Below are 25,383 nucleotides of genomic sequence, written 5' to 3' on the forward strand. Positions count from 1 at the left end.
GGTCAGACACCATGACAAGCCGCACTCTGGCACCTCAAGAGAAGTTCCTCAAAATTGGTGAAGTCGCTTCTAGCAGCGGTTTACCCGTCAAAACCATTCGTTATTACGAAGAAATCGGGCTATTAGCGCCAACGGTAGATCGCTCCGAATCCGGCTATCGTCTGTTTAACCGCCAGGTTTTGAACCGATTGGCGTTTATCAAACGCGCACGGTCACTTGGGCTGAGCCTTAACGAAATTCACCAAATTTTAGCTGTTCACGATGAAGGACAGTTGCCTTGTGGTGAAGTAAAACAACACCTGCAAGCCAAGGTGCAGTCAATCACGGAACAAATTGAAGCACTGGAAACTTTAAAGTTTGAGCTGCAGGGCATCTTGTCCGGATGGGAGGAATACCCCAATAGCAATCGAATGGCTCAAACCATTTGCCCAAATCTTCAGCAGTCCCTTGAAAAGCCGAATTTTTGACCTCTCACCTACAGGGACACCGCAAATGTTCTCAGAATTCCATCTTTTCAAGATATACTGAAGAACGGTTACAAAAATCATCTAACAGTGGGCGATTAGCACAGTGGTAGCGCACTTCCTTCACACGGAAGGGGTCACTGGTTCAAATCCAGTATCGCCCATACGATTAAAACTCCTGAAAAGCGGTCTCTGCAAGTGTACATTCCAGAGCTATTTGTCAGTTTTCTATAGCTCTTGTCAAAGAATATTTAGAAGAACGAATTTCCAAGCGTTTCAAGCTACTGCCTGAAGACTGTCGCTATTTTGAGTACAAAAAGCCAGTTTTTCATGGCTTTTGTCAGAGAATAATCTCTGAAGCATCGATTCTTGAGGATTTGACCTTATAAGCTCTTGCCTAACTTTAGAAAGAAGCAGTTTGCCTAAGTCCTTGCTATGCGAAGGAAGTGCGCCTTTCTATCCACCATTGTTGATGCCGGAGTTTTCGAGGATTGAAGCGGAAAATGGATAACTCATTCAATTCGTGCAGTTTGTGCCAATAGCTCAAAGTCTATGGAATAACTGAGATATCAAGGTTAGCGTTCTTAGACTCATGAAATCCCTCTGCTACCTCTAGCCAAGGAGTCGATGGAAACCATCTCAAGGCTTGGACTTTCTAACCACCTCTAGCCAAGGAATCGATGGAAACTCGTCCGCAAAAGGGCTGGAGCATTGAAACCGAATGCTTTCTAACCACCTCTAGCCAAGGAGTCGATGGAAACCATTTATTCCTTCGCACGGACATTTATTCCTTCGCCTTTCTAACCACCTCTAGCCAAGGAGTCGATGGAAACCCCGGCTGCTCAAGCCCTTACTGTAAGCTAGTTATTCACGTAATCCTGCAAAGTATTTTCATCTGCATAAATACTAATCTTTTTACTCATTCTGTGATTAGTATCCAATAAGCCAAAAATAGACAAATCGCCAGCTACGTAAGGGTTTGAACAAATTTGGCAAACCCACCGGGGTTTAGACCCCGCTTCGGTTTGTCAGGTGAAGGCTTGGTGGATACTCACTGAGCAAGCCCAGTAAGCGTATTCAGTAGCCGCCTTAGGATACAGTCCCTACCCTCATTTCTGAGAGTTGTCCCCATTTCTGAGAACTGCACCTTGTTTGCATGGGAGCGACCTACGTATACTAATAGAATCGGAAATTCGTTCGTACACTTAATCCCTAATCTCAACGCACGTCTCTAATTGAGACAATTGTCCTAACTAGGCAGCTTCAGGTGCAGGCGAACTCTAAAAGAGTTGTACTACCAGGGTCGAAAAGAACCACCTTACGATGGAAACCCACCCATTTCCTCTTCTTCAGGTGCCTTCTACCTGATTGGAGGCGCTAGAGCATAATATATTGTATTGTCAAGGTTCGATGCAAGGGTGTTTCAGGTTCCTGTGTCTTGTCGAGCATGATAAGCAGACCAGACAATTTGCACTACCTTCTCCTGAAGGTCACCTTCGTCTGGTTGTTGTCCTTGTTCAATAGGAATACCAAGTTTGCTTGCACGCTGTTTAATAGATTCAATTAGCCTACCGTAGGACCATCTGTGCAGGTTGATTTTGTACTGCTTCTCATACTCCTTTTGTTTAGCTCTATCTCCTGGGTATTTCCCTACCGCCTTTGCCTCAAGCTCTGCTTGAAGACTTTCTCTTGTATCTGTTAAATCAGGCATTGCAAGGCTTCCGGCTTTAAACTCCTGAACTACCTCTACAACTCTTTTCGCTATCACGCGGTCAAGATGCTTGCCCTTATTTGATTCTGACAATGTGCTGACTTTGCCTCGCTTTTGTTGCTTATGGCGTTCATTCGCATTCTTCCTCTGTTCAAGCCGATAGGCAGCTAAGTGTTTATAATCATCACCCAGAAGTTGGCGATCGTTGCGATAAGCAAGCACCTTTTGAGTTGAGCAATCAACCACCGCCACAGTAGCAACTTCTTTTCGACTAAAGCATACACCAACGATAATGTTTGGATTCCCTTGATAAGGAGGTTTAGAGGGGCGTGGGTAAGGATTACCGAGAGCCGTCAACTGGCTTCTTGCTCTCTTAAGATCTGTCTGTTGTTCACCTGTCAGACTTTCTCCTCTAGTTTGATACTCCTCAAAATTTGCAATTTTTTTAGTGAGCTTTGAGATCTCCTTGTTTCTGACAGATTCAGCACTTTCAGCCGTTAGCTGCTTGTGATCCAAAGTACATTTCAGATAAAGCTGAAGTGTAGAAATACCATTCTCGACAGATCGCTCCCACACCAATGCAGCAGCCTCGAAAGCAAATGCATCGATGGAATACTCGTCTCTGTTAGCTGAATAAGTTTGCCAATCCTGTAGAAATATCTGAAAATCTTGAAGTTGTCGTTGACCACAACAGACTTCAAAAACATATTCTTTTCGTGTGTTGTACTTGTTCTTCAGATCAATTTTCTCAAATCGTTCCCTTAACTGTCTTGTGAGTCCCGTATTTGGCTGCTTAAGCCCAAAGGAAATGTAATACTCGAGCTTTTGGGTAGTCTTATTTTTCCGCTTGGCAATCCTCCATCTTATATCATTTAGTTTCAATCCTAGCTCTATCAGATGCTCTTCTATATGCTTTTCTAATTCCTTTCTTATTCGGCTTTTCAGATACTTTTTCAATCCCTTAAACTTAACGAATATCCGCTTCTCAAGAACGTGAGTGGCTGGATTTTTCCGCTTAAGTAAATGCCATTCAACATCATCTCCACTATAGAATAAGACCGCGTAAGGCAGGGGATTTGGCTTCCTCTGAAAGTCAGCTAGCTGTGCCTCAAATTCAGCATTATCTAGGGGAACTCTCTCGATTCCGTTAGAGAATGCTCTTTCGGCTTCTTCGCCTAAATCCCTAACTCTGGGAATTCTGTCAGATAACTGCTTCTCAGTGCGCTCAAGCCGCGTACGTTTCCCCTGGCATTTTTTTGCAAACTCTTTTATATTTTCTGGCTCAGATGCAATCTTGCATCCATTTTTGATTAGATGAACGATTGCACACTGATCGCGAAGACTGCTGCGACTTTTAACAAGTTCAAAGTAAGTATCAAACAGTTCATCAGTTAGAGTATGTTCTGTTTCTAATTCTGGGTCTTTGTGTGACTGATTGTCTGATTCAGCAGTAGAAGCTGGCTCCTCGATCGCTTTTGAGCGTTTTTTACCTTTCTGGGATTGCTTCTTGTCTTTACCTTCTGCTTTCTCAGCTTGCCTCTTTTCCTTTAATCGAACCCTAGCCTCAGCCAGAAGTTGGCTAGCTCTCATTTGAATCTGCTCGATCGAACACCCACAAATTTCAGCCAGCTTTTTATCACTTTTCACAATATCCAGCCAACGTTTTAAGCCATAATATCTGGTTAGAAGCTTGGCTTGAGTCTTGAACCAACTGGCATAAATACTCTCAATCCTAAGCCAAGCAGAACGGGCAAAACGCTCCGGTATATCTTCATACGGGACGTTTCCATAGGAAGATGTAGCCCTCAGCGAATTCCAAATCTCTTTGAGTATTTTAGGAGGAATCTTTCTATTTTCTTTCCACTCCTCGAAGTCAGGATGCTGACCGATTTGCTCATTCAACTCCTTGCATAATCTCGTACTAGCCAGCGCCAACTGTAAGACGAGGTCTCTTGCGGCTTCGCTAGCAACCGCGATCGACTCAAGATTATTTGCCTCAGAAGGCTCAGAATCCTCCTCAATGGGAGGATTCCATTCACTGGGGATGAGCAGAGCTTCAATCGTCCTGGGAGTTTCCATCCTCAAATCTCCTGGCTAGATAAGTGGTTGTAGTCTTGTCGGGATACCTCTACTCAAATTAATCACCTAACTTTGACAACAACTGTTGCCACTGGGCTATTTCCTGTTGCAGAAGGGTAGCGCGATCGCCCTCCCCCTTGCGTCCCTCCAACAAATTCTGCCCCACAAGTTCATCTTGTGCAGTAGCAATCAGTTGTTGTAAGGCTTTTTTATAGCTTCTCTATCCTCCAAAGACACTACAGAGATTAGCTGTCGTCCAATCTGCTCAACAAATTCGGATCTGGACAGCCCCATTGCGGTTGCCAGTTCATCAATACCCTGAACTCCCGATCTGGTCAGTGATAGATTCACCTGCCCTTTTACCTCGTCATAGATCTCTGGTTGACCCCGAAGCTTCTTCTGCCCTCTCTTAGGCATTTGACCTCTACCTATTTATATTGTACAGCAAATTAGATGCCATATAGCCTCTAGGTGGTTTAACGTTAGTCACTTAGAGGCTAAATAGCTTGTAAGGTTAGAAGAGCTGAGCCAGGGGTGGATTAGAATCCCGACCTGGCTTAGCTCCCATGCTTTTTGTTCAGTGGAACGATCAGCAGTATTGCAGAAAATAGACAGTCTTTCAGTACTGCGACCCGCGGGAATCCCCTCCTTACCTTTACAGGGAGAAAATTTGCTATCGCGGTTCTATCGACTGCTGTTTGGCGATGTTAGCGATCGCTCCATCACTTCGGCTTAAATGGAGTAACCTTCTGGCTCAATGTCCCGTCAGCATCCTCGTCATGAGCACCGTTCTTTATCCCGCAGTTCCCGCTCAATTCGTTGGAACTCTTCTGAGTCACGGTCAGCTTCATCAAGGGATGCAACCGCAGCCATATATTCCTCATCTGCATCCCGCATTGCTTCAAGCAGGAGGCGAAAGGCATCATCATCTTCATCTCTTGGATGCTCTGAAGGCTTTGGTAGCAAGGCGATCGTCAGTGCAGTACCCCTTTCCAACTTCTCGAAAACCTGATCAGGCAATTCATCAACCAACCTAACCTGGGTGCGGGAGCGTTCCGAGAATTTGAAATTTAGAAGCCGATTGCGACCACTCAGGTCGAGTAGGCGGAGGCGGAGTTTTTCCAAGATACTGAGCGACCAGATGATCCGTTGTTATTTGAGATTCCCGCTTAAGTTCCTAATGCATAACAGTGGTAGAAGATGCTCGGAGAGCTAAGTCAATAGGGGACAATTTTCTACGGTCGCAGTCTTATTGAATACTAAAGATTCCTCAGAAGTATTGAAGCCTTCAGGGAGCAGGAGATCTTGAGTAAATTGCTCCCATCCTAGTTTTCCCAAACTTACTCTGGCAACCTAAAGAACAATTGTTCAGGCAGCAAAAATCTTCTGCCGATCAACGTTGTGCAAAACTCCAACCTGACCAAGACGCTGCACCTCCTTGATCATGCGATCAGCGTAATGTAATGGCATGGGCAGGCGACTGGGGATGAAGCTACTGGCTGGGTGGAACTGGCTTAAACGAAAAATTTCTGTTGCTAGGAGAGCTAGAGGTGCATCGCCGTGAATTCTTACAATTTCCAATGGACGAGCACTTCCCCCAGCTTTTGCTTGCGTCGTGATTAAGCGGAAAGACTGATCTTGAATTAGTGATACACCCACACCAGGGGGTGCATCCTGGTAACTGCCATTTGGAAGAGCGATCGCCATTCGGCCAGCACCAGATTTATGCACCTCCAACAGATCGACGGCAATTCCTTCCTCTTCCAGTTCTTGAATTGTGAGTTCAAACTCATCATCCCGAACAAAGCCGTCTCTTAGTAACAGAATTCGTCGAGGTTTCCGGTCTACCAATCGCTCAAAGCGTGCAACGATGCTGAGAACAGCTTGCCATATCGCTCTTCCAGAAAACCTTTCGCCAGGCTGCGCTTCCGGGATTTCCCACCCTAAACTCTGACCATTAGCAAGTACTGCAAAAGCACTCGTGCCATAGAACAAGCTACTGTTAGCACCCGCATCAAAGCCGATCGTCAATTCAGCTACCTTGGGATGATCTGGCATTTTTACACCAACAGGTTGCCATCCTGCTTTGACCAACAGTCCAAGAGTAATATTGGCAGCCCGGAATCTATTGGGATTGGTCATTGGTAACATAAACTGCAAGGCTATCCCTGCTTGCAGAGCCTCACAGCGGAGTCTCATCTTCTCCTTGTCACCTAACCACTTTGTAATAACCAAAATGGTGCGGACACTATTCTGCCCCAACTCTGCCCAAAACTGGCGTCGAGCCAAGTCTCGCTCTGGCAAGTCTTGTCGATATTTTGTGGTTGTTAAATCAAGGGTTACACCGCTCGCTTGTGCTACTGACAGAAGCTGCTGTTTGATGAGTGGTGCCCATCCGTCCGTTCCAACTAAATCCAGGCAGCCAAATTTAAGTTCTCCCGCCCGTAAACACCCACGTTGAAGTACCGCCTCTGGTCGGCTAACAGTCCCCTTTTGTACAAGGAGTGCATCTTTTTCAAAGCGAAATCCGGTAACAGATTGAGGCTTTATATCATCGACAACCTGTAGTCCATAAACATTCTGAATCAGCCACTTTGCAACTTCAGCCCCCTTCTGAAGACGATCATTGATGGGTTTCCGTACTTGGTTGAAGACTTTGGCTGCATCAGGTTGATTTTGCTCAACCAAGTAACTCAATACTTCCATTGAAATACTAGGACGCAAACGACATGAGAGATGAGCAATCTCTCGGTTTTGTAGCCCACGCTTAGAACTTCTGACGTACACTACCGATGAGTGAGCGATTTCTGCCTCAGTTACATTTTTTTGCCGATGGTAATCTGCCAAACTGATGCCCAATTCTGGAATAATAAGTCCCTCTGGACTCTCTTCACTAATTCTTATGAATCTCCAAGAAGTTTCATTGTAAGTATTCCGTAGATAATCAAGGGGCGCTTCTGGGTGAGCTTCTATCCAGTCTTGTAATGTCCAAGGTGTGTAGAACCGGTAATGGCTATCAATTTCTAGAAGGAGAAGCCCACCTACGTCAATCACAACATCAAGTAGCACCCCACTATGAACTTGCCAACCATCGCCTGCCTGCTCCACGCGCTGATCATTCCACCAAATTAAACCTTTGCCTGCGTTGCGCTCGATTTTCCTACTTTTACTTCCCCGCAACTTCTGTTCTAAATCGCGGCGCGCTATCTGCTCTAAAACTCGTCGCTCTGAGGAGATTTCGGGGTTCAGTTCCTGCTGACCGAGCAGTTGTAATGCCCATCCCTCTCCCTGCATGTATTCCGGTTTAAGTGCGGATTGAACGGCCAGTGTAGAGCCTAGTCTCGCTCCAGGCGTTTTGATCTGCCATAAAATCTTTCCTGTAGATTGGTAGATGGCTTCTGGTTCTGGCGGTTGCTCAAATCGATAACTATAAATCCAGACAGTTCGGTCAGATTGGTTCAATTGGCGGACAGGAAAGCGGTTTAAGCATACTTCTACGGCTTCAGTCATGTGTCCTCCTCTAAAGGCATCTATTACTTAATTGCCGAGAGGGGGTTAAAACCTTACAGGTAGAAAGAAAAAATTAGGGCTACTTCTTCCACCACCTTTTGTTTTATTGCTCTAGACAACCTGGATTCAGAACAGGTTGTCTATCGACGCGCATGACCTGAATACCTAGCTGTGCCAGCAACCTTCGTGCCTCGCTTGCTGTGAATGTACTGACAGATAAACCTGTTACTTGACTGGCAAGCCATTTCGCTGCAACAGGCTGTTCTCCAACAAGGACGTACCATGAATGGTAATGGTTTGCCCCTTTATCGTCTTTTATTAATCTTTGTTGGGCAAGGTCTAAAATTTGCTCTGCCGTAAGGTTAACTGTGACTCCTCGTAAGCGTGGATGCTGTTGCCGTTTTATAGGGGGCACCAAAGGCAATGGAATCGTTTCACCGTACAGCCAGTCATGTAATTCCGCCAGTTGTCTACCTAAGCCACCTTGGATAGTCCGTATTTTGATGTCTTGGGGGACTAATTGCTTCGTACCTACCATTGCCTGAAGATACACTCGACCAGCACAGATACAGATCTCCTGGTATGAATTTTCTTTAAGGAGGTACTTTAGTTTAGTTAAGCAGTCAGGGCCAAGTTCCTGCGCTCGTTGCAAAGTCATTTGCCGATCATATAAAGGAATGGGTTGGGTTGAAGGAATGAGACCAAACTCTGCTGACACTATATATATAGATAGCTGTTTGACCTGCTGGCTTTGCAGAAAACGTCGGAGCAGGCGAAAAACTGGACCATCATATCGCTCTAGGGCAGGCTTGATAGTAGAGCCTTCTGTTTTACGGCGGGAGCAGGAAACTATCAATAGTCGTCGATTTTCAGTAGGCACCGCAACGCCTCCTTAGAAATTTCATAAAAATTTTCTCCAAGCTGTAAGGTTTTGCCTGCCTCATGGCAATTACTTAAATAGGGATAGCTCATGGGAGGAAGCAGTGAGGAGCAGAGAGGAGAAAATTTTTTCTAAACATGTAAGGATTTCGCCCTGTGTCGGCAATTACTTAATAAGGGAATCCTGAGGAGGACGACTTGAGCAGACAGATGGGGCAAAAAACTAGCTCAGCAGAGGTCGGGGGCAATAGCCAGAGCCGGCAAATTCTTCATGATGCTATTCAACAGGACTGGCAGCAACTTCAAGGAACAATTCATATTTTTGTAATCAAACGTTGCAATAAGCTCAACCTTGCTATTGAACCACAAATGATTGAAGCTGCTGCCAGAGATATACTTCACGAAACCATTGAAACTGCGCTTAAACTCGCCAATAAGTTTGACTCCACCCGCTCTCCCAAACCTTGGGTTTTAGGCATTGCTAAGAACATAGTTTTGAATTGGGGAGAGCAACAGCTTAAAGAGCGTAATAACGTAACTCCTATTGCCGATCTAGGCAAGATTCGTAGAAGACTTCAGCAGAGTAACACAGGATTTTTATCTGAAAGTGAAATGTTCGATTTGCTTGATGAAGCTGCTGATCGCTCTAAATGTGATTCCTCCACGCTCGACGATTTACTTTCCCTTATTGAGGGGGATGACCGTGAAATTCTTAGGTTGTTTTACGGTGAGGATTTACAAGGAAAGGAATTAGCAGCCGAATTAGGAACTAGCACTGGAGCAATTCATGTTCGGTTGAGTCGTGCCAGAAAGAAGTTACACGAAGCGTTGATTCGACAAAAAGAGCTAGGGGGAGGGCGCTAAGATGCAACGAAACGATACCGGCAAAAGTTCTCTCTTGCGTGAACGCCTGATTTATCAATATGTTACAGCCCTTGATGAGGGAGATTTAGAATCTCTTACGCCTGTTCTAGAGGCGGCTATAGATGATCCAGAACTAGAACAAGCGATCGCTGATATTAATATCGCCTACCAAGAGGAAGAACATTTAACTTTTACGACAACTGACGCAGAACTTGTCCGTCAGCTTCTACGCAAACATCTTTCCAGTGCATTTGAAGAACAAATTTCAAATACTACACCTTTAACGACCAGTGATGTTGCTCATAGTTTGAAGGATGATCCTAAAGTTTTATCAATAGATAAGCCAGCTTTGGAACGCCTGCAAAAGATTTCTGTGACATTGCCAACCACCCTTGGGCTTCCATCGCTCAAACAACTTGCAAAGGATATTGAAATAGAGGCAAGCGATCGCTTCTGGCAACTGTTTCGGCAAAAAGCCATTTTTATGCGAATGGGACGTAGCCATGAGAAGGCAAAAAATCAAACTCAATTGGCTGCTGCCCGCGAAGCAGTTGCTAAACGAAATGCTAAGAAGAAGCACAAACCCAACTCCTAGATTGAAAGGAATTTGTTTATGTCATTATCAACGCTAAGTGAAGAGCGTAAGGCCGAAATTGCATTAAGTGTAAGGCGAATCTATGAAGAAGCTGGATTTGACCCAACTTCATTACCTTCTGGGATTGTGCCACTTTCTAACATCGTAAATAGTCTTGACCACCTATCCAACATTCTTGTTCTAGAGGTGCCAGTTTTGTCCTATCGAACTGCTGCTCAGTTTTTAAGTGAGCACATGAACAAACATATAACGCTTGATGGAGATCCAGAGAAGAACCTTGCTGGCTTTCTATACGCTTATGAGAGTGATGATGGATCATTAGATGGTTGCATCCTGGTTGCTCAATCTGATCCGATATCGCGCCGACGATTTTCAATTGGACATGAACTAGGGCATTATTTCTTGCACTTTCTTCCTAAATTACAGGAGAAACAAAATACTTCATCAAAGACAGGAGTAATTGCAGAAGGACTTGTCTATGGCGAAGTGGGAGACGGCGTGGAAGGTAGACCATTAGGTCAACTAACGTTTTTAGATGTGGTTGAAGTTCATGAATCTGAACCAGCTTGGAATCCAGCGCAAATGGAAGAGGAGGCAAACTTCTTTGCAGCCGAACTTTTAATGCCAACAGAAATTTGTGAAACATTAGCTACCCGCTATCATCGCCGGTTTGGTAGCAAGCGAGAAGTATTGGCTGGACGTATAGCTCCTGAATTGTTGGTAAGCCCACCGGCAGTGAAGCGACGCCTGCAAGAGTTGCAGCTTCCAAAAAAGATTGTCATCTAAAGCTCAACTAACTGCGGTGGAGACGAAGTATGGGAATTGATTTCTTCAAACACAATGAAACTTATCGTTTACAGCAATATAATCCTCCAGATCCGCTTATTGATGAACCAGTAGAGACGGAGGAAGGGGGGGAGGGGGAAAAGGAAGCGAACTTAGACTACGAAACTCCTCGTGCAAAATGGGAGCCAATTCCATTGAATATGTTTAGTCATTGGAAAACGAGTGAATGGGAAAATCGCCCAGTAAGATTTGTGGATGGTAAAGACGTAGGTGAAACTGTAGCCTGGCTATGTTCTCCAACTGGCTATCCAGTCCCCGTCCGACTATCTCAAATTGGAAGTGTAGTTATGCGAGTAGTAGATGGCGAGTGTCGCCGTGACTTTCATGTTGTCGAGCGGGTTGTCTCAATGGCATCTGATCTTTTCCCTTGGGATCAAGTTGAAAATTTAGCGATTGGATTACAGGCTCATGGGTTTCGATTGCTAAATGCTCTACCTGATGGAAACAAGCCTTCAGACGATTTCGAAAGAATGCGAAAGGCAGCCGATAACAAAACAATGAACGAGATGACTGAGTTAGAGGAAGCTGCTCTTGCTCAGAATTCAGATGTCCCGACAGTTGTCGATGGGCGGCTTGAACCCCGCAGTGAAGGATTTCACCACGAAGATTCACCTGCGTTTGGTGTAATCAAAACACCTCGAAAACTTTATATGCACCCGCAAGGTGTTCGGATGCTTTACCAGCAATTAGAAGTTGGACAAAGGACACCTGCATTCACCTTGACTTATCCAACGGAGCACCGCAGATTACCAGTAATTACCTGGTTTGTTCGTATTGCTGGGGGGAGAGCAATGCCAAGTTGGGGCTTTATTCGTGTTGAAGCATCGTTGAAATGGTTTCAAAAACACAAGCTTGGAGAAGACTTTATCAATCATTTGTCACGCACTGTTTATGAATATCGTTGTCGCGAAAGTAGTTATGACCGTGCACCTGTTTCTTTACACCCAATTGTACGAGGGGAACAAAGTTTAGGCTCTCTTTTGATACCTATGAGCACACTGAAAAGCCAGTTCTACCGACTCACCGGATTGTAAACATTTGTCCGTAATAAGGAGACAGAAGTAATATGGCAAAAGAAGATCCACTTCAACAAGACTCCACCAATAGCACCTCAGAGCAATCACCTCAAAATGCGAAAGTTCCTAACGATGAGTTGATTGGTCGTGTTGCTTCTCCACCACAATTAGAATCAACATCAGAAGAATTTTATTTTTGGGTACAGCGCGATCGCTTAGTCGAAAAAACTCAATTAGTTCGTGCTGAAAGCATTATCAATGGACAAACTATCAAATTCTATGGAGTAATCGAAGAAGTTCATCGCCGAAGCCGGAAACGGGATATAGGTGAAGAATTTGATGTATTAGATGGTGAAGTTGCAAGTGATCCAGAATTTAAGCCAGAAGGCGTTACTTACGCCAACGTTAATGTTTTGAGAACTGTGCCTGATGTTTTGACACCTCCTATTGAGGTTAGTAAGGTCTACTTAGGCAATGAAAGTGATGCTGCAATCTCCTATGGTTTTGATGAGATGAAACGACCAATGGCGGTTGGGCAGTTACGCAATGGGGGTAGCAATGATGCAGGTTTGGCTCGCATTGACCTAGCTTATCTTTTAGGCGACAACGGCGGTCACTTAAATGTGACTGGAATGGCTGGCGCTGGAACGAAATCCAGTTTTCTCCTAGCTGTAGTCAAGTTACTGCTCAGTGAAGCAGATCCTAAAGCAAAGCCTGAAAAAGGCAAAGAACCCTTATTTATCGTGCCTATCATTTTGAATGTGAAGGGAGAGGATCTCATGTGGATAGATCGCCCCAACAAGGACTTTCAGAAGAGTGAAGACAAATATAAGAGTGACTGGGAGAAACTAGATGTGAAACCTGAGCCATTCAAAGGGGCTGAATTCTATGCCCCTACAGAACCAGGAAAACCAAGTACTCCGACAATTGATGGGTGCAAGGCGAAAGCATACTCTTGGTCGCTTTCAGATGTACTCTCTGAGGAACTTTTCCCTTACTTATTCGGAGATGATTCAATTAGTTCGGCAATGATGGCATTAGTTTACGATATCATCGCTTTCCTCACTGAGAATGATGGCAAGACCTTGAAATCCGCAGCACCGAAAAATTGGAATGAGATCCTTCAATGGATACGTGATCAAGCCGCTTTATCAGAAGGCGATCGCGGTCTGAAAATGCATCAAACTGGCACTTGGCGAGCTATATATCGAAGACTATGGGACATTCTAGCTGAAGGTGAAAGCATCTTTCCACGTGATCTCCCTACTGGACAACCTCTAAAAGTCACACGCACTAAAAACTCTCCGCCTCAAGTAATTGATATTCATGCTTTGTCGTCTTCTCTGCAACGCTTTGTTGTAGCTTCTATTGCCAAACAAGTAGTTGCGGCACGAAGCGGTAAGGGAACTATTTCTAGCTTGCGCTATGTTCTAGTTTTAGATGAGTTGAACCGCTTTGCACCACGTAATAGCACAGATCCTATTACTCAACTTTTAGACAAAGTGGCTTCAGAAATGCGGAGTCAAGGGGTTTTGTTGTTTGGTGCCCAACAGTTAGCTTCCCAGGTATCAATCAAGGTCATTGAAAATGCAGCAATTCGAGTGTTAGGGCGTACAGGCTCGGCTGAGTTGCAAGACAAAGTGTGGCAATCTTGGGACAAATCAGTACGACAACAAGCAGGAACTCTGAAAGCCGACGAAAAACTTGTTATGCAGCCAACTTTTCGTCAACCTATGTTTGTCAAGATGCCATTTCCAGCATGGGCAATGCGACGGGAGGACATCGCTCCCAGCAAATCATTCGATCAAACTCCTGAGGTATAACCATGCGGATTCTGCACACATCGGACTGGCATTTAGGAAGCCGCCTTGGTAGCTACGACCGCAGTGATGAGCTTTTCAAGCAAGTCGAGTACATTTGCCAAATTGCAAGTCAACATGCGGATGTACTGTTAGTTGCAGGAGATGTCTTTGTCCGAAAATCACCTGAATTAACGAAGCGGCTAGCTAGAATTCTGGCACCCTATGTCCATCAAGGGCTACACATCATTTTGGTTCCGGGAAATCATGATGATCGGGAACACTTCCGGATGATGAAAGCGCTGTTAACCCTGAAACGAAGTGAAAGCGATCGGGTTCATATTGTTGAAACTCGGGAGTTTTTTTGCATCAATGATGTCCAGTTTGCCGTCATCCCTTACCCTACGAGAGAACTGTTGGAGCCTTATTGTTCGGAAGAAACAGGAACGACTCGACGCAATGTATCCTTAAGCAGTGCATATGCGGATCTGATTCGCAGTGTTACTGACAAAATCGTTGAATCTCAGAAACCTACTGTCTTTGTTGCCCACATCACGGTGGCGGGTGTAACTACCCCTAGCGAAAAAGAGATTAGCTATAACGAGGATCTCCGTATAGGTAGGGAGGATTTACCTAAGGCTGACAACCTTGCTTATATTGCGCTCGGTCATATTCATCAGCAACAGCAGATTGAGTATCCAATTCCTTGCTGGTATAGCGGCAACATCGAGCGTCTAGATATGGGTGAGCGAAAAGATACAAAGGGGGTGTTGCTGGTCGATGTACCTGAATATGGTCCTGCAACTGTGACAACGTGGGAGCAAAAGGAATCGTTGAAACTGGATGCAACTTCTTTTTATGATATCCAGATTTCGTCTACGGAGATAGAGACATTAACGGAGCAATATCCAGATATTGATCGTGCTGTTGTCAGGATCCAGGTGGAGTGTGAACCAACTGATGATGCCATAGTGATAAGGCGGCATATTACTGAAATCTGTCAACGTTGTATAGATGTTGTGCTTATAGGGGAAGGCGGGTTTTCTGCGGCGACGGCGGGTGTCCCTGCTACTCCAAGAGACTATTTAACAACAGTTATTGATTACTTGGGCGATCGGTATGCCAATGATGCTGATCTTCCAGAACTTAAGAGTCGAGCTAGTCAATTACTCAGGGAGATGGAAAATGAAATTACAGAGGATTGAGTTAAAAGGTTTTCTGAGCCATTATGGATGTAAAAATGAGAATGGTCATATCGATCCTGTTGTGATTGACTTCTCTACTTCTCCGCTTTGGTTAATTCATGGTCCAAATGGATGTGGCAAAAGTTCAATCTTTGATGCAATTACTTTTGCTCTTTATAAACTACACCGAGGTGGTCAAAAATATTTTCATGAGTTGGTTCATGATGCTGCTGAGAATGATATTGCTGAAATCAATCTAGAGATCGGAATTGAAGATCAACGTTACTTGATTCAGCGTACTATTACTCGCATCAAACGCGAAATGGTAACTTCTAAGGTTTGGGGGGTTGTTCGTCGTTGGACCGGGGCAGATTGGGAAGCCATTCCAGGCTACGAAAATGACATTGAAAAATGGGTTGCTGACAACCTGCGGATGAGTGCTGAAACGTTTGTGTCTGCTGTGGTACTAAGGCAAGGAGAAGCGGATAGCTTTCTAAAAGCTAAACCTGTTGCTCGAAAAGATCGCTTGCTAGAGTTGCTTGATCTTAAATTATATGAACGACTAGGTAAGGTCGCTAAAAAACAATTTGACCGATGTAAGGCTGATCTTAAGAGAGTGACAGAAGAATTGGGGGAACCAGTTGCCGAGGATAATCTAGAACTCCAACGCCAAAAAGTTGCTGCGGCAGAGACAAAATTGAAGACTTCTAGGGTGTCCAAAGAAAACAAGGAAAAGGAACTACAAGATGCTATAAATGCCCAGAGGTACGAGGCTGAGATTAAAATTCTTCAAGAAAAACAACAGAGCCTTGATTCTCTGTTGGCACGGTCAGAAGAGATTAAGAGGAATTTACGTCGATATCAAGAATTATCAACAGTTCTCCCTCTGTTTGAAAATTTATGGAGAACTCGACGTACTTTGAGCGATGAAGGGCAAAAAATTAAGACTACTCAGAGGGAAATTGATTTATTTCAAAAGCGATTAGCTGATTTCATATTAAGGATTCGAGAAAATCAAAATCGAAAAGCAGAAACTGACCGATATTTCTCTGACCTCAGTGAGCAACTAGCAGTCTATGAGAAGCGTCAAAACTATTTGACCGAACAACTTGAAAGTGTGAGAAAAATTGAAGAGCTTGAGAAAAGCCTCAAAGAGGCTGAAGCAGAACTAGAGCCTTATCATTTGATTTTATCTGAGGTTGCTAAAATCGAACGTGATGTTGTTCGTCATGCAGAGTTAACAAAAGTAATTCCACAATTGAAAAAGCTTATTGATGGGAAAACTGAACGAGAAAAAGTACGTCAGTCTATAGATGAGAAGCAACAGAATATAGTAGTGCTTCAGAAGGCTCTTCGGTCAAGTCTTACTGAAGAGAATTGTTTCTTAGAATCGTTAGACTCTAGAATTAAAGAATATAAAGAACTACAAAAATGTCAAAAAGAATGTGAAATAGAAATTGAGAAACTGAAAGATAAGCTCAAACGCCGCAATAGTATTACTCATGATGATGATGAATGTCCGATTTGTGGTAATCATCTAAATTCGCCGGAAGTTAAAGAGCGTCTGACTCTAGAGAGAACTCTCTGGGAGGAAAAATTGTCAGATATGGAGGCTAAAAATCGGACTCTGCAACTGGAACTAAAAAATAAAGAAGATGCGGGGCATCTGGCTCGTAAGAACCATACATCTTCTCAGGATAAAACTCGTGACATAGAAAAAACACTTCATGCTAATCAGGAGACCTTAAAACTTGAAAAGGAACATCTAAGCCGGCAAGATCGATCTCTTGAAGACATCCGTCAAGAGATTGGTCTTTGGACAGATAGATTAAACCAATTTGCTGATCTCCAGCTTGAACTTGAAGCTCTTAGCAATATTCCAGACCGCCATAAACAGCTTGAGTTAGCTAAGAGTGTGCAAATCAAAACTGAAAGTAAAGTTAGTGTTTACCAGACTGAATTAACTAAGCTTCCCAAGCTCCTTAATGAAGAACGGCAAAGAATTCGTGATGACTTTAAAGAAACTGGGGCAGCTATTCTCCCACTGAAACGAAGGCAGCAAGACTTGATGCAAGAATTAGATCGACTTACTTCTACTCAAAGAGATTTAGAAACGAATGAAAAGGTAGAACGAGAAAAATTGCAAGCTAAGGAGGTTACGCTTGATGATTTACAAGTCCGATACAATCAAGCAGAGCAGAATCTAGAACAACAAGAGCAAGCAATACCATTACCTTGGAATGAACACCCAGCATTTGAGGATGAAGTAGCCCTAAAGGACTTGCGGAAGGAAAAAGAAAATTTGAGCCAGGTGGAGAAAGAAGAGACACAACTGCGTGAGGCTGAACAGCAAAAGCATGAGACAGATGGATCGATTTCTATCCTAGAAAGACAACTTGCTGAAATTCCTATTGAACACAGGCGTTTAGTTGACGATGTACAAGTAGAGCTTAATCAGGTTAATGCAACAATAGGGAAAGCTGAGCAAGCTCTTCAGTCTGAGCGAGGTGAGCTAGCAAGGCTCAATGAAAGAAAACAGGATTATGAGGAGAAATTGCAAGAACGAGATCAAGCTGTTGAGGAGTATCGATATTATGAGAAACTGTCAGAAGCTTTGGGTGCTAAAGGTTTGCAAGCAAAGATTGTTCAATCAGCTCAGGCTGCAATTAAAGATTTTGCCAATACGACTTTGGGCAGGCTGAGTAACAATACTTGGCAAATTGATCTTCAAGAATCTAGAGATGGCAAGGAGTTAAATATTCTTGCTCGCGATTTGAGTAGTCCTGGTTTACCGAGTCGCCAGTTTGAGTATTTAAGTGGTGGTGAGAAGTTTCGAGTTGCTATCAGTCTTGCGATCGCGATCGGTCAGGCAACCTCTGGTGGGCGCACTGTAGATACGCTAGTCATTGATGAAGGATTTGGTGCTCTAGACGAAGTGAATCGGGGATTGCTTGTTAGTGAGTTGCGTCGCCTCAGCGAGGAGGTTTTGCAGGGGGGAAGGGTTATTATTGTTTCTCACCAAGAAGATATTTGCGAGGAGTTCGCTTACCGTTACCGGATTTCAAAGGATAGCTCTGGTTATGGGCAAGTTGAATTTAACCCAGTCAATGTATAACTCATACAAGGCTGTAATGTGCTAATCTTCCTCTGTTAAGGAGGAAATGAGTCTGTGTTAATTGTTGCAGGCTGGAGTCTAAATAATGCACGCCCTCGTGTTTGGGACAAGAATTATCCTAAATATTACCTGCCTAACTTACAGGCAATTATGGTATCTTACGCAGATTTTCATCAAAAGCCTGCTCGTAGACATAAAGCGATGGAGCAGGGATTGCATGAAGCACTAGGCGTTCCAAAGGATGTAAAAATTTTTCTTGATAATGGTGCCTTTCACTTCATCAGCCGAGATGGAGAAGTACCAAGAAAAGATTATGAAGAATTTATCAGAAACGCCGAACCTGATTGGTACCCAATTCCACAAGACTACATTCCGATTCCTAAAATGAGCGTAGAGGAGCAACGAAAGTGTTTTAAGCTCACTATGCAGGTAAATAGAAAATATGACTATGACGGGTATACACCAGTTATTCATGTGGGACAATTTTTAGAAAAATATTCTTCAGCAATTAAAAAGCATGAAAAAATATCTCTAAAAAAGCAGATTGCATTAGGTGGAATTGTTCCTAATTTATTACGTGCTTCTAAAGCTTTGCCACATGAGAAAGTAATCAAAGACTTACAACATGTCCGGAAAGAGTTTTCGGATAAAGAGGTTCACGTTTTTGGTATTGGGGGAACAGCAACTTTACATATTGCTGCTCTTTTAAAAATTGATTCTGTTGATTCAAGTGGTTGGCGTGCCCGTGCTGCTAGAGGAATTGTCCAGCTTCTGGGTCGAGGCGATCGTTCAGTCGCAGATTTAGGGAAGTGGAAGGGGCGCAAACCTAGTCCACTAGAGTGGGAAGAATTAGCAGAATGCCAATGTCCGGCTTGCCAGGCAAATGGATTGGATGGATTAAAAGCAGATAAAATTGAAGGCTTCTGTAATCGAGCGACGCATAACCTATGGATTTTGTTAGAGGAAGCTCGCTTGATCAAGCATCACCTAAATGCTGGAACCTATGTAGGTTGGTATGAGCAACATCTAGAGAACTCAACTTACAAACGCTTAATTCAACAAGTCGTTCAAATATCCATGCTCGATTTTAAGGAGCCATAAAAAGATTTCTCACGCAAGTAAAGTGAACCTGTGCTTACCAAACCGCCAACTGTTTGGTTAAAAGAAGTAATTGAGTTCCTTTAGCAGTTTACTTCGATTCCATTTGTCGAGTTAGAGCAGGCGATCGCTACTTGTGTTGCAGAAAAGCTCACTGCTCTTGGTTCGAGCCACATCTGATTGGAGATCCGGAGCATCCCTCTGTCATTTGTCATCATCAAACTGCAATCACACCTCGATACGACTCCCGTGGGCGATCGCTCTCAATGGCAACACGACCCATTTGCTGGCACGATTGTCGGCGATCGGATTTGTGGGCGAGGGGTAGCTGACTCTAAGGCAGCGATCGCCCTATTCATCTACCTTGCAAAGGTGCTGAGGAACTCGCCTCAGTTCAACGTCTCGCTATTCCTCGGATTCGATGCTCAGGAGGAATCGAGCAACTTTTCTGGAATTTGAGAGATTCTCCATCATGCGCCCAAAGCCGATGTTGGCATTCTGCAAAACCAAAGACCTTGATAAAGCCCTTGCTATCCTCAGTAAACGAGAACGTCATTCCCAGGAGGACAGTCGAAAACCCTTCTATTTGAACAATCGGGTGAACTGGCAGGAGCGAGATCAGCAAATCCTGGCTCAAGTAAAGGAAACTGTGCAGGAACTTCTAACGGCTGAGAAGCCAATCAGAATTACGGGGAGCAAAGTTGCCAAAGCGCTCGGTCAACTGACACTCGTAGAACAACACCTCGACCAGATGCCCCAAACACAGGTATACCTAAATTCCGTTTTAGAAACCATCGAAGATTTCCAGATTCGACGAGTTAGGTGGGCGGTTGAACTGCTCAATCAGCGAGGAGAACAGATAGAGCGATGGAAAACTGTCAGATACTCGTTGAGCTTATGGAGTTTCTGACTCTTCAATGCCGTAATCAGTAAATAGAGCGGCGATCGAGATCTCTAGAGCCTTCGCTATTTTTTCAATGTTTTCCAACGACGTATTCCGCTCCCCTCTCTCAATGCCAGAGATGTAAGTTCGGTGGAGTTCAGCTCGCTCTGCCAATTCTTCTTGAGAGATATCTAACTCTCGCCGTCGTCGCCTGACAGCTTTTCCAAAGCGCCGTTTGATATCTGACTGGTCGTTTTGATTCACAGCATCATGCTGTGAGACTGTAGACGATAGATCTACAGACTATGAGTCTATTTATGTACACTATAAGTATCAAAGTCTTATATTCATCATAAAAGGTTCTCGTGTCCAAGCCACTACACCCTAGCCTCCCGTTATCTTTGCCAGAGGGTTTTCCCAAAAGTACTCAAGTTCCAAAATTTAGCCTTGGCGATCGCGTCCAGTGGCATCCGCTACCTAGCCGAGACTTTGGAACCATTACTGGTTTGCTATACGCTCCAACCCAACAGACGCAAAGTTGGCAGTGGCAATATACAGTTTGGCTTGATCCCCAAAGTCCCTCACGAATTTGGACACAGAGTGATGTGGCATGGGAGGAAGACCTTGAATTGCTAGGGGCTGAATCCACAAATCCAATCGTTAAAGGGAACCCGTCATGAATCTTGGAGACTTGGGACCGAGAGAACTTGCTTTACTTCGTCTCTACGCCAACTGCCAGCTTGGGATGTCACCCAGAGACTTCTACGCCAAGTGGAATGTCACCCATGCTCAGATGGCACAGATTTGTGGATGTTCAGAACCCACTGTGGATCGCTGGTTTGCTGGACCTAGTAGCTACCGTCAGCCAGAACCTATTTACTTGCGACGACTAGCAGAGATGAACTTGCTATGGGAATTTTACGAGCAGATCCCCGCAGCACTTAAGCAATGGCTTTGCCCCCCGCCTCACTCCAATGAGCAAGAACTATCATCGTGATAGCCAGGGTTTGTCTTCTGAAGTAACGGCGTACTACTGTATGGGCAATTCCACTCGTACATCGCCCTTGACTACCCATGATGATTCAAATCAGTCTGGAGCGTAGGCAACTTCAGCTATCTCCCATAGAGCAGTCTCTTGCTAAGGCTGCTGCCAGTAGGTCTGCGATGCGGTTTCAGTTTCAGTTTCAACTTGCTAACAAAGAATCTGCTTACCAATCAGCCAGCCCCTTACAAATTCAGACAGCTATCCTCAAGCGAATGATTAGTAAGTACTCCGAGCAGATGGTCTACCGACCGCTTGACGAGATGCAGTATTGGTTTGCTTATTCCAGCGGAGCATTCTTAGAGCCAGGATATCCGCCCCTGTTCTACAGCAGAACTGAGCATAGAACCGTTTCCCCTAGCAAGAGTGCAGTTGCAGGAATTGGTGAAGGTATTGCAGGATTTCTAGCTCAGCAACTCTATCGATGTCGAAAGCTTGCCCGTCCTAACCATGATTATCCTGACATTGTGATGGAGGGCAACGGTAAAACTTACCTCGTAGAAGCTAAAGCAACTACCGCTTCCGACCTAGATATTCAACAGATTATTGAGGATGAGCTGATCCGCATGGTTGCTTATGCTTCTGCCTGTGCCGAGTTAGAGACCCGATCCGTAGTCGGAGTTTTGGTAGGCACTGCATTAGTGAGCGAGACGCATTATCGTTGTTACGTGACTGAGGTAACGGTGTGAGGTTTAAGATCTTGTCCCAGGAAGCGTTCATTCTGCACAATCTAGTAGAGCTTGTTCAAAACCAGACCAACCGAGGTTCCCAGCAGTACAGCAGTGAGATCGAGTGTAGCTTTACTGAGCTAGTGCGAAATTGGATGCGAAAGTTGGCTCAGAGTAGTACTCGTGATGGACACATGAACATCCTTGAGCAGGCGCTAGAGATTGCTCAGTTGGGATTGCAAAAGCGATTGAGAGATTATGACATCCGCTACGATTTCAACTCATATCTGATTAGTGCTAGAAAGACGCTGAAGTTTTCAGCCAAAGAAATTACTGAACTCAAGGAGAAACTGAAGCGATCTAAGGAAATTGGAAGGGTTGGTGAGAGAAGGCGGGTAGTTAGTGATGCTCAAGTTTCGTTTGAATTAGTAGAAATAGGTTTACAGAGTGCCATAGAGGGTTTGATTGCCTCTCCTATCGCCGAGGTTTGTGAACTCAATCTGGACGAGATCAACAGAACTTACCAAGTGCAAGGTGACTGGTTTCCGTTCCATATCACTATTCAGAACTTAGTATTCGTAATCGATGATGATGGAACAATTTTCGTCTCAACAGAGAATCTGCCAGAAGTGCTGATTATGGAAGCAGAAGAGCTACTTGAGAGGATAGCAAGTCAGGTTTACCTGAGGATCAAATAAGGTTTAGCTTAAGCAGGTGAGGTGCTTGAGACGGACAGTTTCACTACAACGTAAGATTCTCACATTCCGAGTAGGTTTCTATGTCCAGAAACTGAGCGATGGCATCAACAGAAAAACGGGCACTGCACAATGGGTGCATGATTTATCTCAAAGCAGGCACTCGCCGATCCTTCAAGTAGTAGATCAACAAACAGATCGATGCCTCGAGCATCTCAATGAACTTGGAATAGTAGAAGGTCTTGCGATGAAATCGCGCGAAGAAGAAATGACAAGCTTACTGAAGCGAGGTAGGTTTGAGCCAGTAGATGCTCCATAGGAAACCTTTAGCATCAGTCATACCTACTATTGGGCACCATTTGTCCTGATTGGCAACGGATTATGAAGACGGATCAGTGTTGGGTAATCGCTTCATCTAACTGTTATCCAGCTTCACCGATCAGTGTAAACGCCGCCCAGTTGCTTGGATCAGGATGGTTTGCCATTGTTGATCGCATTGCCTGACGCAAGGCTTGAGCTTTGTCCCGTCCTTCCTGCTGCCACTGGCGATAAAACTCCACCATTAGCTCTGCCGTTGGCGCATCGGGTACTGACCACAACGATACAATCAGGCTCGGTGTTCCGGCTTGAAAGAACGATCGCGCCAAACCAATGACTCCATCGCCAGTAATGTTTCCTAGCCCAGTATCACAAGCGCTGAGCACCACGAGTTCGGCGTTGAGGCGGAGTTGCAAAATTTCGGCGGAGGTCAGCAACCCATCGTTTTGATTGTCGGGAGCCAGCACGATCGCCCCTGGTACTGACGGTTCACCATCGCCGCTGTAGTCCTCTAAAAGCCCGTGGGTTGCCAGGTGGATCACTCGTGCATTGAGCATCCGCTGTTTGATGACAGTTTCACTAGCAGCTTCTCCTATAAGGACTGGAACGTTGTAGAGGGTAGCGATCGCATTCACCTCATCCGCAGCACTAGGTAGTGTCGTTAAATTAGGTAGGTTCGGAGATTGAGGCATCTCTGGATTTCCTACCAGCAATACATCAGCCTCAGACATCGAACCCAACCCGCCCATTTGCTCCCGCTTTTGGTGCGTGAAGTTCAAGACCTGAATTGACGGTGCAGTGAGTACAGTGTGATGAGCAATCAGAGGTTGGTCATTGGCATCTAGTAGGGCAGGAAAGGGCACCAGAAACAGATCGTCTTGAGGAATAAACACGATGCGATCGGTTTCATTCTCAGGCAACCAGTCTTGAATAGGCTGAATTAAGAGCTGATAGAGCGCCCGTAACTGTTCTCGCTGGGCAACTGGCTGAGATTCAACCAGCTCAAAGCCACCTCTGAGTCGAGCACCCAAAGCTCTTCGACTTTGCTGGATCATGTCTTTAAGAGACTGATTGCCCGCTGTTAATAATTGCGATTTGAACTGAATCTCGCCAGACGGACGCACTACCCAGAGGTAGAGTTTATCTTCAGGATTGTTCTGCACCGCTGCGATCGCATACTCTACCAGAGTCACCTGCTGGTCTTGAGCCGTGCGGCGAATCTCCTCCAAGGTTGGAGTTTGGGCAATGGTTCTTTGCTCTGAAGGTATCTCAGAGAGACTGGCGAAAAGAATATCTGCGATCGCTCGGGTACGTCCTTTCTCAGAAGCTACTAAAGCCCCTTCGGTATCTCCTAGCTCAGCCAAAACCCACGTCAGTTCGTTAAAAAAGTCACGGCTTCCATCCAAAGCGTTAATCCGTTCGGTATCAGTGGCAAGTCGGTTGCGCCAACTATCGAGCCAGTCGGCAAGCTGACCTAGACCTGCCTGTGCTCCAGAACTTAAATACGATCGGGCTGTCAACTGATTTCGAGTTGCAATTCCTGCCCTCAGTCCAGTCAAGAGTCCGCCGTAGTCTTCTAGTTGAAAGTAACACCGCGATAGGTGAGTGAAGATATTGACTTCGCTGATCAGGTTGCTATCTCGGATCAAATCTGAGGTGGTCGGATCGGCACTGTTGGCACGATAGAGTTGAAGTGCCTGATTGAGGATAGGGATGGCTTCTGTGCATTGCCCCTGAAGAGCCAGTGTTTGACCTTGCGATCGCAACTCAATCGGATCTGCCGTCTGAGCATAAATTGCTGCTGGTAAGGTGCGAGCATTCATTCCAGACTGCTCCCAAGACCAGCCTAGAATTGACAGCGCGATCGCTAGCAGCAGACTGATTAGGAAGAGCCAGCTATTTTTTCGTAAGCCCATACCATCCCCCTGCTTGCTCTGCCTACTGCAACCCTACTGCCGCTGTCCGTTAAAACGAGCTTGATAGGTGCTTGATACACCCAAGTCGGTGACACCAGTGAGCTGCATTTCTCCTGAAACTTGATTGCCATTTACAGTAAAGGTCAAAGTTCCTGCTGTTGGCACTGCTCCAGAGCGAATACTGTCATCTGAGGCTAACATTGCCTCTGCCAGCGTTCCGGTGATTTGTGTAAACCACATCACGTCACTGCGAAGCGTATCGTCGCTAGGGTGCAGATGCAGGTGAACCTGACCGTCGCTGATCGTTACTTGACTAAAGTGCTCAGTCTGGTTGGGATGACCTGCGGTGAATGATTGCCAGAAAATACTGCCGTTAACCAGCTCAGCTTCAGTCTGAGCGGTCATGGAGAGAGCAACCAGTAAGGGATTAGAATCCCCCGCCTGAGGCAGCATAATTTCTAAGACCGCAGGCAATGGTCCAAACCTGCCTGATTCGGTTTCTCCTTCAATGTCGATCCGAAATTGTGCAGGAGCAGAGACTCCCTCTATCAAAGTGGCTTGCTGTTTTGACTGGGCTTGAGCAACCACCTGCTGACGTTGAGACCCTGCCCAAGCGGATACGAGAATGGAGAGAAACCCCACCCGTAGGACTGAACTCAACAACGTCCTGCGTCTAAACATGAGTCGCCTCACTGTAAGGT

General features: G+C 45.0%; 23 protein-coding genes, 1 tRNA gene, 1 pseudogene and 1 CRISPR repeat array. Of the genes and pseudogenes, 16 read left to right on the forward strand and 9 right to left on the reverse strand.

Features of this window, described 5'->3' with window-relative positions; genetic code table 11:
* Positions 1–11 precede the first annotated feature (11 nt).
* Together H6G00_RS33335 and H6G00_RS33340 are read left to right on the forward strand one after the other, a co-directional pair.
* Positions 12–467: a heavy metal-responsive transcriptional regulator gene (locus H6G00_RS33335; protein ID WP_190800011.1), complete on the forward strand. Its 456-nt coding sequence runs from the start codon at positions 12–14 to the stop codon at positions 465–467.
* Positions 468–556: 89 nt separating this feature from the next.
* A tRNA-Val gene (locus tag H6G00_RS33340) sits at positions 557–628 on the forward strand.
* A gap of 434 nt (positions 629–1,062) precedes the next feature.
* Positions 1,063–1,298: a CRISPR direct-repeat array (repeat unit 25 nt; unit sequence CTTTCTAACCACCTCTAGCCAAGGA).
* 589 nt (positions 1,299–1,887) lie between these two features.
* Here the strand turns inward: H6G00_RS33340 and cas12k are convergent.
* The 5 genes from cas12k to H6G00_RS33365 all read right to left on the reverse strand — a co-directional run bounded on the left by cas12k (position 1,888) and on the right by H6G00_RS33365 (position 8,644).
* The gene (gene cas12k / locus H6G00_RS33345; protein WP_190800012.1) at positions 1,888–4,254 is read right to left on the reverse strand and encodes a type V CRISPR-associated protein Cas12k; all 2,367 of its coding nucleotides are present in this window, start codon (positions 4,252–4,254) and stop codon (positions 1,888–1,890) included.
* A gap of 189 nt (positions 4,255–4,443) precedes the next feature.
* The gene (locus tag H6G00_RS33350) at positions 4,444–4,671 is read right to left on the reverse strand and encodes a ribbon-helix-helix domain-containing protein (RefSeq protein WP_190800013.1); all 228 of its coding nucleotides are present in this window, start codon (positions 4,669–4,671) and stop codon (positions 4,444–4,446) included.
* 360 nt (positions 4,672–5,031) lie between these two features.
* Complete coding sequence (locus tag H6G00_RS33355) at positions 5,032–5,379, reverse strand: DUF4011 domain-containing protein (protein ID WP_190800014.1); 348 nt, start codon at positions 5,377–5,379, stop codon at positions 5,032–5,034.
* 243 nt (positions 5,380–5,622) lie between these two features.
* Positions 5,623–7,764, reverse strand: coding sequence for an argonaute PAZ domain-containing protein (locus tag H6G00_RS33360; protein WP_190800015.1), 2,142 nt, complete (start codon positions 7,762–7,764; stop codon positions 5,623–5,625).
* A 103-nt stretch (positions 7,765–7,867) separates the two neighbouring features.
* On the reverse strand, positions 7,868–8,644 hold the full coding sequence (locus H6G00_RS33365; protein WP_190800016.1) for a DUF6884 domain-containing protein: 777 nt from the start codon (positions 8,642–8,644) through the stop codon (positions 7,868–7,870).
* A 209-nt stretch (positions 8,645–8,853) separates the two neighbouring features.
* Between H6G00_RS33365 and H6G00_RS33370 the strand changes: the two genes are divergently transcribed.
* From H6G00_RS33370 to H6G00_RS33415, 10 genes are all read left to right on the forward strand, one after another.
* A complete protein-coding gene (locus tag H6G00_RS33370; protein WP_190800017.1) occupies positions 8,854–9,507 on the forward strand; it encodes a sigma-70 family RNA polymerase sigma factor in 654 nt (217 codons plus the stop codon).
* Position 9,508: 1 nt separating this feature from the next.
* A complete protein-coding gene (locus tag H6G00_RS33375; protein ID WP_190800018.1) occupies positions 9,509–10,102 on the forward strand; it encodes a hypothetical protein in 594 nt (197 codons plus the stop codon).
* 18 nt (positions 10,103–10,120) lie between these two features.
* A complete protein-coding gene (locus H6G00_RS33380; RefSeq protein WP_190800019.1) occupies positions 10,121–10,888 on the forward strand; it encodes an ImmA/IrrE family metallo-endopeptidase in 768 nt (255 codons plus the stop codon).
* Positions 10,889–10,917: 29 nt separating this feature from the next.
* Positions 10,918–11,982 carry a hypothetical protein gene (locus tag H6G00_RS33385; protein ID WP_190800020.1) on the forward strand — a complete coding sequence of 355 codons (1,065 nt, stop codon included), beginning with the start codon at positions 10,918–10,920 and terminating at the stop codon, positions 11,980–11,982.
* A 32-nt stretch (positions 11,983–12,014) separates the two neighbouring features.
* Positions 12,015–13,787, forward strand: coding sequence for an ATP-binding protein (locus H6G00_RS33390; protein ID WP_190800021.1), 1,773 nt, complete (start codon positions 12,015–12,017; stop codon positions 13,785–13,787).
* A 2-nt stretch (positions 13,788–13,789) separates the two neighbouring features.
* Positions 13,790–14,968, forward strand: a complete 1,179-nt coding sequence (gene sbcD / locus H6G00_RS33395) for an exonuclease subunit SbcD (protein ID WP_190800022.1) — start codon at positions 13,790–13,792, stop codon at positions 14,966–14,968.
* Positions 14,949–18,062: an SMC family ATPase gene (locus H6G00_RS33400; protein WP_190800023.1), complete on the forward strand. Its 3,114-nt coding sequence runs from the start codon at positions 14,949–14,951 to the stop codon at positions 18,060–18,062. The genes sbcD and H6G00_RS33400 overlap by 20 nt, the downstream gene beginning before the upstream one ends.
* Positions 18,063–18,116: 54 nt before the next feature.
* The gene (locus H6G00_RS33405) at positions 18,117–19,163 is read left to right on the forward strand and encodes a hypothetical protein (protein WP_190800024.1); all 1,047 of its coding nucleotides are present in this window, start codon (positions 18,117–18,119) and stop codon (positions 19,161–19,163) included.
* A 177-nt stretch (positions 19,164–19,340) separates the two neighbouring features.
* Positions 19,341–19,619, forward strand: coding sequence for a M20/M25/M40 family metallo-hydrolase (locus H6G00_RS33410; RefSeq protein ID WP_190800025.1), 279 nt, complete (start codon positions 19,341–19,343; stop codon positions 19,617–19,619).
* 13 nt (positions 19,620–19,632) lie between these two features.
* Entirely contained in the window at positions 19,633–20,070 is a 438-nt protein-coding gene (locus H6G00_RS33415; RefSeq protein WP_190800026.1) for a TnsD family Tn7-like transposition protein, read from the forward strand.
* Here the strand turns inward: H6G00_RS33415 and H6G00_RS35920 are convergent.
* Positions 20,056–20,307 carry a helix-turn-helix domain-containing protein gene (locus H6G00_RS35920; RefSeq protein WP_190800027.1) on the reverse strand — a complete coding sequence of 84 codons (252 nt, stop codon included), beginning with the start codon at positions 20,305–20,307 and terminating at the stop codon, positions 20,056–20,058. The two genes, H6G00_RS33415 and H6G00_RS35920, sit on opposite strands and share 15 nt — an antisense overlap.
* A 101-nt stretch (positions 20,308–20,408) precedes the next feature.
* On the opposite strand from H6G00_RS35920, the gene H6G00_RS33425 reads away from it, so the two are divergent.
* The 4 genes from H6G00_RS33425 (at position 20,409) to H6G00_RS33440 (ending at position 22,451) form a co-directional block, all read left to right on the forward strand.
* On the forward strand, positions 20,409–20,723 hold the full coding sequence (locus H6G00_RS33425; RefSeq protein WP_190800028.1) for a hypothetical protein: 315 nt from the start codon (positions 20,409–20,411) through the stop codon (positions 20,721–20,723).
* Positions 20,720–21,040, forward strand: coding sequence for a helix-turn-helix domain-containing protein (locus H6G00_RS33430; RefSeq protein WP_190800029.1), 321 nt, complete (start codon positions 20,720–20,722; stop codon positions 21,038–21,040). Before H6G00_RS33425 ends, H6G00_RS33430 begins: the two co-directional genes overlap by 4 nt.
* A gap of 77 nt (positions 21,041–21,117) precedes the next feature.
* Entirely contained in the window at positions 21,118–21,774 is a 657-nt protein-coding gene (locus tag H6G00_RS33435) for a hypothetical protein (protein WP_190800030.1), read from the forward strand.
* Positions 21,771–22,451: a hypothetical protein gene (locus H6G00_RS33440; RefSeq protein WP_190800031.1), complete on the forward strand. Its 681-nt coding sequence runs from the start codon at positions 21,771–21,773 to the stop codon at positions 22,449–22,451. Before H6G00_RS33435 ends, H6G00_RS33440 begins: the two co-directional genes overlap by 4 nt.
* A gap of 142 nt (positions 22,452–22,593) precedes the next feature.
* Here the strand turns inward: H6G00_RS33440 and H6G00_RS35925 are convergent.
* The 3 genes and pseudogenes from H6G00_RS35925 to H6G00_RS33450 all read right to left on the reverse strand — a co-directional run.
* Positions 22,594–22,713, reverse strand: a pseudogene (locus H6G00_RS35925) (IS1 family transposase); the annotation flags it as partial.
* A 157-nt stretch (positions 22,714–22,870) separates the two neighbouring features.
* Positions 22,871–24,682, reverse strand: a complete 1,812-nt coding sequence (locus H6G00_RS33445; RefSeq protein WP_190800032.1) for a CHAT domain-containing protein — start codon at positions 24,680–24,682, stop codon at positions 22,871–22,873.
* A 33-nt stretch (positions 24,683–24,715) separates the two neighbouring features.
* Positions 24,716–25,363, reverse strand: a complete 648-nt coding sequence (locus H6G00_RS33450) for a hypothetical protein (RefSeq protein ID WP_190800033.1) — start codon at positions 25,361–25,363, stop codon at positions 24,716–24,718.
* Positions 25,364–25,383 lie beyond the last annotated feature (20 nt).

The organism is Leptolyngbya sp. FACHB-541 (genome assembly GCF_014695875.1).
In the GTDB taxonomy this organism is placed as follows: Bacteria; Cyanobacteriota; Cyanobacteriia; order Elainellales; family Elainellaceae; genus JAAUTN01.

What these genes read in the sequence shown, in the direction of transcription:
- H6G00_RS33375 (WP_190800018.1), top strand. Translation starts at nt 9,509, where the DNA reads ATGCAACGAAACGATACCGGCAAAAGTTCTCTCTTGCGTGAACGCCTG.
- H6G00_RS33435 (WP_190800030.1), top strand. Translation starts at nt 21,118, where the DNA reads ATGATGATTCAAATCAGTCTGGAGCGTAGGCAACTTCAGCTATCTCCC.
- H6G00_RS33390 (WP_190800021.1), top strand. Translation starts at nt 12,015, where the DNA reads ATGGCAAAAGAAGATCCACTTCAACAAGACTCCACCAATAGCACCTCA.
- H6G00_RS33445 (WP_190800032.1), bottom strand. Translation starts at nt 24,682, where the DNA reads ATGGGCTTACGAAAAAATAGCTGGCTCTTCCTAATCAGTCTGCTGCTA.
- sbcD (WP_190800022.1), top strand. Translation starts at nt 13,790, where the DNA reads ATGCGGATTCTGCACACATCGGACTGGCATTTAGGAAGCCGCCTTGGT.
- H6G00_RS33360 (WP_190800015.1), bottom strand. Translation starts at nt 7,764, where the DNA reads ATGACTGAAGCCGTAGAAGTATGCTTAAACCGCTTTCCTGTCCGCCAA.
- cas12k (WP_190800012.1), bottom strand. Translation starts at nt 4,254, where the DNA reads ATGGAAACTCCCAGGACGATTGAAGCTCTGCTCATCCCCAGTGAATGG.
- H6G00_RS33385 (WP_190800020.1), top strand. Translation starts at nt 10,918, where the DNA reads ATGGGAATTGATTTCTTCAAACACAATGAAACTTATCGTTTACAGCAA.
- H6G00_RS33430 (WP_190800029.1), top strand. Translation starts at nt 20,720, where the DNA reads ATGAATCTTGGAGACTTGGGACCGAGAGAACTTGCTTTACTTCGTCTC.
- H6G00_RS33380 (WP_190800019.1), top strand. Translation starts at nt 10,121, where the DNA reads ATGTCATTATCAACGCTAAGTGAAGAGCGTAAGGCCGAAATTGCATTA.
- H6G00_RS33415 (WP_190800026.1), top strand. Translation starts at nt 19,633, where the DNA reads ATGCGCCCAAAGCCGATGTTGGCATTCTGCAAAACCAAAGACCTTGAT.
- H6G00_RS33450 (WP_190800033.1), bottom strand. Translation starts at nt 25,363, where the DNA reads ATGTTTAGACGCAGGACGTTGTTGAGTTCAGTCCTACGGGTGGGGTTT.
- H6G00_RS33370 (WP_190800017.1), top strand. Translation starts at nt 8,854, where the DNA reads ATGGGGCAAAAAACTAGCTCAGCAGAGGTCGGGGGCAATAGCCAGAGC.
- H6G00_RS33400 (WP_190800023.1), top strand. Translation starts at nt 14,949, where the DNA reads ATGAAATTACAGAGGATTGAGTTAAAAGGTTTTCTGAGCCATTATGGA.
- H6G00_RS33335 (WP_190800011.1), top strand. Translation starts at nt 12, where the DNA reads ATGACAAGCCGCACTCTGGCACCTCAAGAGAAGTTCCTCAAAATTGGT.
- H6G00_RS33350 (WP_190800013.1), bottom strand. Translation starts at nt 4,671, where the DNA reads ATGCCTAAGAGAGGGCAGAAGAAGCTTCGGGGTCAACCAGAGATCTAT.